This window comes from Luteitalea sp. (assembly GCF_022842525.1).
GTDB lineage: Bacteria > Acidobacteriota > Vicinamibacteria > Vicinamibacterales > Vicinamibacteraceae > Luteitalea.
Map to the genome: position 1 here is coordinate 1 of NZ_JALHPM010000286.1, position 5,664 is coordinate 5,664.

At 71.1% G+C, this 5,664-nt stretch carries 7 protein-coding genes; 4 read left to right on the top strand and 3 right to left on the bottom strand.

Translation table 11 applies throughout. The features are described 5' to 3' along the window. Positions 1 to 445: biotin/lipoyl-binding protein (locus Q0C41_RS29330; RefSeq protein ID WP_291990224.1), on the bottom strand; the 445-nt coding region annotated here is incomplete at its 3' end. Positions 446 to 587: 142 nt separating this feature from the next. Here Q0C41_RS29330 and Q0C41_RS29335 point away from each other — a divergent pair. After that, a complete protein-coding gene (locus tag Q0C41_RS29335) occupies positions 588 to 1,793 on the top strand; it encodes an ABC transporter permease (RefSeq protein ID WP_291990225.1) in 1,206 nt (401 codons plus the stop codon). A gap of 2 nt (positions 1,794 to 1,795) precedes the next feature. Beyond that, complete coding sequence (locus Q0C41_RS29340; RefSeq protein ID WP_291990226.1) at positions 1,796 to 3,073, top strand: ABC transporter permease; 1,278 nt, start codon at positions 1,796 to 1,798, stop codon at positions 3,071 to 3,073. Between the two features lie 3 nt (positions 3,074 to 3,076). Here the strand turns inward: Q0C41_RS29340 and Q0C41_RS29345 are convergent, their stop codons facing one another. Next, complete coding sequence (locus Q0C41_RS29345) at positions 3,077 to 3,775, bottom strand: hypothetical protein (RefSeq protein ID WP_291990227.1); 699 nt, start codon at positions 3,773 to 3,775, stop codon at positions 3,077 to 3,079. Positions 3,776 to 3,804: 29 nt separating this feature from the next. Here Q0C41_RS29345 and Q0C41_RS29350 point away from each other — a divergent pair, with 29 nt between their 5' ends. Then, positions 3,805 to 4,278 carry a metallophosphoesterase family protein gene (locus Q0C41_RS29350; RefSeq protein ID WP_291990228.1) on the top strand — a complete coding sequence of 158 codons (474 nt, stop codon included), beginning with the start codon at positions 3,805 to 3,807 and terminating at the stop codon, positions 4,276 to 4,278. Positions 4,279 to 4,400: 122 nt separating this feature from the next. Continuing rightward, positions 4,401 to 4,868, top strand: a complete 468-nt coding sequence (locus Q0C41_RS29355) for a hypothetical protein (RefSeq protein WP_291990229.1) — start codon at positions 4,401 to 4,403, stop codon at positions 4,866 to 4,868. Between the two features lie 36 nt (positions 4,869 to 4,904). Here Q0C41_RS29355 and pgl read toward each other — a convergent pair. Beyond that, on the bottom strand, positions 4,905 to 5,664 hold a 760-nt coding region (gene pgl / locus Q0C41_RS29360), incomplete at its 5' end, for a 6-phosphogluconolactonase (RefSeq protein WP_291990230.1).

The window sequence follows — 5,664 nt, forward strand, 5'->3', positions numbered from 1 at the left end:
CGAACAGGGCGCTGACCCGTCGCAGGTTGGCCTCGCTCTCGGCGACCCGGGCTCGCGCCGCCTCGACATCGGCCTTCGCGGCGCGCACCTGCTCGCGCGCGGCCACCTGCTCGGTCCCGAGCGCCTGGACCTGCGCGTCGGCCGCGTCGCGCTGACTGCGCGCCTGCACGGGGTCGAGCCGCGCCAGCACCTGACCCGCCTTGACGCGATCGCCCTCCTTGACCCGGAGGTCGTCGATGCGTCCCATCACGCTGGAGCCGATGTCGGCATAGCGGTCGGCGACGATCTCGCCGGACGCCGTCACGAACGCCCGCAGCGTGTCCCGCCGCACCACCTCGGTCGTGTCCACTTCGACGCCGGACGGCCCACGGCGCGCGACGACCACGGCCAGGACCGCGAGGCCGAGTACCACGGCCCCAATCACCACCACGTTTCTTCGACGCATCGCCGCCATTGGACGCGCACGGACCCGGAAGTGTCCCGGATCCGACGCCTGCTCCGGCATGATGATGCACCGGGATGCCCATGTCGGGCGTCAGAGGCGTCACGTGTCCGTCTTCCGCCATCTCGCTCGCGCGAGCCGATCCGTGTCCCAGGCGGCAGCCACCGCGCGCGGACACCTCCTCCGGTCGTCGCTGGCCGCCCTGGCCGTGGCCACGGCCGTCGCGACGATGCTGCTGGTCACCGCGGGGCTCGAGGGCGTGCAGCAGTACGCCCTGGACGTGGGCGCCCGCACCGTCGGCAGCGACACGTTCGTGCTCGCGCAGGTCGTGGCCGGACAGCTCAGTCGCCAGGAGCTCGCCGACCGGTTGCGGCGCAATCCGGCCATTCGCCGGTCCGATGCCCGCTACCTCGATCGGGTGGCCGGCGATACGCTGCTCGTCGCGCCCACCACCCAGCGCGGCGCCGACGTGACGGCCGGCGGACGCCGCTACGAGGGGGCCAACGTCAATGGCACGACCTCGGACCTGTCGCGCATCCGCGACCTCGACATCGGGGAAGGCCGGTTCTTTCTTCCTGCCGAAGACCAGCAGGCGGCACAGGTCGCGATCATCGGGGCCGAGGTGGCCACCACGCTCTTCCCGGCGTCGGATCCGCTCGGCCAGATGGTGCGCATCGCCGGGCGGGGGTTCCGGGTGATCGGCCTCGTGCGCCCCCAGGGCACCGGCGGCGGCGTGTCGCTGGACCGCTACGTCTACATCCCATTGACGGCCTACGAACGGGCGTTCGGCGCGCCAGCCACGCTGCAGATCTTCGCCACCGGCCGTGAGGTGCCGTTCGAGGAGGCCGAGGGCGCCGCGCGGGCCGGCATGCGGGCGCGTCGCCAGTTGCAGCCCGGCCGTCCCGACACGTTCGACATCCTGTCGCCCGAAGCCGCGCGGACCTTCGTGCTGCGCTTGTCCGACCGGATCGGCGCGGCGGCGGTGCCCATCGCACTCATGGCGCTGCTGGCGGCCGTGGTGGTGGTCACCAACACCGTGCTCGTGTCGGTGGCCCAGCGCACCCGAGAAATCGGCCTGCGCCGCGCCCTCGGGGCCACCCGTCGCGAGGTGACGCGCGAGGTGGTGGCCGAGGCGGTGTTGACGGCCATGATCGGCGGCGCGCTCGGGATCCTCGCGGCCTGGGCCGTGCTGACGATTGCCGGACGGGCGACCGGTCTGGCGCTGCCCGTGCGCGCGACGACGGCCCTGTGGAGCCTGCTGGCCGCCGGCGGATCGGGCGTGGTGGCTGGCTGGTATCCGGCGCGACTGGCGGCCCGCATCGATCCCATCGAGGCATTGCGACAGGAATGAGCGTGCCGCATCCGACCGGCTGGCAGGCGCGCGTGCGGCTGTGGCGCGAGGTGGTCATCCTCGCCTTCGGCTCGATCCGCATGAACCTGTCGCGCTCGATCCTGGCCAGCGTCGGCATCGTCATCGGTATCGTGACGGTGGTGCTGGTGGCCTCGGTGCTGGCCAACGTCCGCAACCAGGTGGCGTTGCTGTTTCGCGAACTCGGCACCGAGAACATCTTCGCGTTCCACCTCACGGGGGATCCCTACGCTGCCGCGTCGGAGCGGGAAGCGCAGCGCAAGGCGTTGAAGCCGGAGTTCGCGCCGGTGATCGCGCGGCTGGCGCCCTCGGTCCGCGAAGTGGCGGTGCAGATCATCGTGCCGACCGTGATCGACGGGCGGCCGCTCGTCGCGCGTGCCGGCGGGGCCGAGTCCGACACGGTGCTCGTCGAAGGCGCGTCGCCGAACCTGTACGACGTCATCGGGGCGGAGTTCGCGGCGGGCCGTCCGTTCACGGACCTCGAGAATCGTGCCGGCGCCCGCGTCTGCGTCATCGGGGCGAGTCTGTCGCGCGCGCTGTTCGGGGGGCGCAGCGCCGTGGGCCGCACGCTGCAACTCTCGGGCGAGACGTACACGGTCGTCGGCGAGATTGCGCCGCGCAAGGGCGGATTCTTCGGCGAAAACCGCCAGGACTCGGTGCTGGCCCTGCCCACCGGGACGGTGCAGCGGCGCTACCCGGGCGTCGATCGCACCGTGCTCTACATCCGCGCGAAGCCCGGTGTCCGCGAGCAGGCGCGTGAGGAAGCGGCCTTCGTGCTGCGGCGGCTGCGTGGCCTGGCCCCGGACGCGCCCGACGACTTCAACCTGTCGTCGGCCGATCAGATCATCCGGACCTTCGATCAGGTGAGCGCGGCGATCGGCGCCGTCACGGTCGCCCTGGCCGCCGTCAGCCTGCTGATTGGCGGGATTGGCATCGCCAACGTGATGGTGATCGCCGTCACCGAGCGGACGCGGGAGATCGGCGTGCGCCTCGCGCTCGGCGCGCCGCGGTCGGCCGTCCTGCAACAGTTCCTGGTCGAGGCCGCGGTGCTCTCGGGCGTCGGCGGGCTCGCCGGGGTGCTGCTGGCTGTCCTGCTCGGGCTGCTGGCGTCGCTCGCGGTGACCGGATTCTCGGCGGTGCCGCCCGGGTGGGCCGTCGCCGCGGGACTCGGGATGTCGGTGGTCACCGGCATCCTGGCGGGCTATCTGCCGGCCAGGCGCGCGGCCAGCCTCGATCCCGTCGAGGCGCTCAGGTACGAGTGAGGCTCAGAGGCGCGCCGCCGCAGACGGGTTGACCAGGCGCGCCACGAAGCCGCCGATCTCGTGGCCCACGGCCTGGCTCCACGCGTGGCCGCCCCCCACTTCGTAGGGCTCGACGGCCACGTACCGCCCCGCCAGCATGTCCAGGTCGGCGCGGAACTGGGCCGAGCTGTAGTGCGTGTCTTCCTTGCCGCGCCCGATCAGCACCGGCGGACACTGCGTCAGCGGGCGCACCCCGAGTTCCGGCGGCACATCCCCGCCGAAGACCGCGAGGCCGTCGATGCGGCGCGCGCCGAGAATCGCGGCGCGCCAGGCCATCGCCACGCCCTGCGAGTACCCGACATACACGAGCGCCTGCGGCTCCCCCGCCTGATGGATGGCCTCGGTGACGACGCTGCGCACGTAGCGCAGGTTGTCCTCGATGGCATCCTCCCGGTGTTGTGAGGTCATCCAGCTGGACACCACGGCGCCGCCGCGCCCGTAGAAGCGGTGCAGCCCCTGGATGCTGACCAGCGTCCAGCCTGCGAGCTCGGGGACGGCTTCGAGACGCCCCAGTTGGTCCTCGGCCGTCTCGCCGTAGCCGTGGAAGCCGACAGCCATGGGGGCGTTGCGCAGGGGACCACTGACCGGCGACTCGGGGACGCGTACCAGATAGCGGCCATGCACCGGTGTGACGATGGCGTGTTCGCGTGAGGGAATGGACATCGGCAACCGTTTGATGACATACAAGACCCATGCCGATCACCATCGGGCTCATTTCCGATACACATGGGCTGCTGCGCGCATCGGCCATGCACGCTCTCGAGGGTGTCGAGTTGATTTTGCACGCCGGGGACGTCGGGAGCCGCGACATCCTCATCGAACTGCGCGCGCTGGCCCCGGTCCAGGCCGTCTTCGGCAACGTGGACGACCAGCACATGCCCGAGCTGGAAGCGCACCGCTGGGTGTCACTCGATGGCTGGCAGATCCATGTCAGCCACGGGCATGAGGTCGGGCGCCCGGGTCCGGAGCTGCTGATCCCCAGGTACCCCGATGCGGACATCCACGTCTTCGGGCACACGCATCGTGCCCTCGTCCACCGCGAGGCCGGCAAGCTGGTGGTCAACCCCGGCGCGGCTGGCCCGAGACGATTCGACGTCGTGCCCAGTGTCGCCCGCCTGACGCTGGCCCCGGGCCAGGCGGACGTGGAGATTGTGACCCTCGACTGAGGACGGAGGACCGAGGAGGGAGGAGAGAGGTAGGACGGAGGGGCGAGGTTCGAGTGCTGGTGTGCCTCGCGGCTTCATGGGGCCACGTTGTTCACGCTGCGGCGGCTGAGCTGAGCGCGACCGTGGAGCGCGTCACCATCTGTCGATTCGATGAGTTCACGGGCACGGTCGACATGGATCTGCGTGTGGCGGTGCGAAACGGCACGGCCACTCCCATCACGGACAGATTCGATTTGTCTGTGGTCGAGGTGCGTCTGGCAGGGCATGCGCGGGACACCTCGGACGGCAACTGGGTCTTTGTGTTTCCCAGCCACGTCATTCCTGGCTCTGGCGGTGAAGGCGTCTCGAGCGCTCCGATCATCACCGTCACGCCAGGCGCGCAGGTGGTCCGCCGCATGTCGGTGTCGTTTCCCGTCGTGCACGCTGCCCAACGACAGCGAGGCATGGCCGCTGCTGGCGAGACGTACTTCATGGTTGTGCGGCTTGATCACGTGGGCCTGATCAAGCGCACTCATTCCGCGCCAGACCTGTCCGTCTCCGTGACGCTCCCCTCGGCCATGAAGACGTGTCCTGGCGTCACGCTTCGTTAGGGGCCTGGTCTTCCCTCGGTCCTCCCTCCTCCGTCCCTACCTCCGTCCTCCCTCCTCAGTCCTCCGTCCTCCGTTCTCCGTTCTCCGTTCTCCGTTCTCCCGGTGCCCGAACAGCGCCGGCGGATCGACGAACCAGGCGACGTCGCCAGGGACGTCGTGCAGCAGCGTGACGGGGGCGTCACTCAGGGCCGGCGACTCGCCGAGCGCGCGGCGCAGGGCAGGGTGCTTGTCGGCACCGGAGACGAGCACGAACGTGGTGCGGGCGGCCCGAAGCGTCGCGGGCGTGAGGGTCAGGCGCCAGGTCGCCAGCGCGGGGACGTGGACGGCGGCCGCGAACGGGCCGGCGTCGGCCGTGTCTGGTGCGGCGAGGAGCGGCGATCCGGGAAACAGCGATGCGGTATGCGCGTCGGCGCCCATGCCGAGGAGCACCAGGTCCAGCGTCGGCACTGGGCGTTCCTGGCGCTGCGCGAGGTGACCCAGGGCGTCGTCGTAGCGCGCGGCGGCGTCGCTCGGCTCGCGTTCGCCTTCGAGCCGATGCACCTGCGTGACGGGAATCGGCACGTGCGCCAGCAGGGCGTCGTGCGCCATCCGGAAGTTGCTGTCGGCGTGATCGGCGGGTACCGTGCGTTCGTCACCGAACCAGACGTGCACGTGGGACCAGCCCTCGAACGGGGTCGACGCCAGCACGCGGTACAGGGCCTCGGGCGTGCGACCGCCGGCCAGGGCGAGATGCGCCTCGCCGCGCCAGGCCATCGCCGCCTCGAGCACGGCGAGCACCTCGCTGCCGGCCGCCCGG